This is a genomic window from Bartonella sp. TT110JLCBS, assembly GCF_042193405.1.
Classification (GTDB): Bacteria; Pseudomonadota; Alphaproteobacteria; order Rhizobiales; family Rhizobiaceae; genus Bartonella.
This window is the reverse complement of the sequence record NZ_JBHILT010000143.1, coordinates 1-971: the sequence shown is the minus strand read 5'-3', so window position 1 is coordinate 971 and position 971 is coordinate 1. Positions and strand designations below refer to the sequence as shown.

General features: G+C 36.7%; 1 protein-coding gene. It reads left to right on the top strand.

The genetic code is table 11. The features are described 5' to 3' along the window. Window positions 1-971: DUF6990 domain-containing protein (locus ACFILW_RS10085; protein WP_375685769.1), on the top strand; the 971-nt coding region annotated here is incomplete at both ends.

The following is a 971-nucleotide window of genomic DNA, read 5'->3' as shown; positions in this document are numbered from 1 at the left end:
ACAGGTCAAATTGATGTTCTGAAATCTTATCAAAATTTTTTAGAAGCCGGTAAGATTTCTGAGATTTTGGATGACCGTGAAGTAGAGAGATATATTAACCATGCCGTTCAATTTGCTGAAGAATATCTGAAAATCTTTAATGAGCGAAAAGCTATAGATGATCGTCTTAGTTTACAAGATTTGTCTTTTCTTAATACAGTTTCTGAAGACTTAAAAAGGATGGACTGGACAGTCTATCGTGATAAAAATTACAATTGCAATGCTTATTTTATAACGAAAGATCGTATCATTAATATAGTGTACGACCTTGATAAAAACGGAGAGACACCATTTGTTACCTTCAAGGTTTCTCTTTCAACACTTGGTTTTTCTACAGCTTATCGATCTATTTTCATCAATACTCCCCAATATACCGTTCTTAAAGAATCAGAAGAAGTTTATGCGGTTTCTAGTACTGAATTGGATGAAGGCAAGCTGAAACAGATCAGTGCGGATATTCTTGAATGGGCTGATCAACAAAATGTGAATCAAATCATCTATGATTATGCGGCTTTGTCCCCAGACAGTGAATATGATCTTGCGAAGTTGCACCTTATTGCACTTATTCTTATTGGGGATGTTGAAAAACTCAAATTTTATAAGGAAAGTTTGAAGGATAAAAACTTTTCAGCTTTGATAAGGGAAAACATAGCACATATTATTGATAACGTCCTTGCTCTTGCACGCCGTTATCGGACTGGTTTTCCTAAAAACGCTCCGATTTTAAGCTTGGATCCGCAAACAGCATCTGTTGCTTCTAAAACAACTTCTGTTGAAGTGGCAGAGGAAGTGGATGAAGCGGATGACACTGATGATCGTCTCACCATGGAAAGTGCTCATGCACTTTTAAAAAGTCTAGGCTGGTCAACCGAGAAAATCAATGAGAATGACCATATGGCAAGCTATCAATTGGCTGATCGTGAAGTAGACAT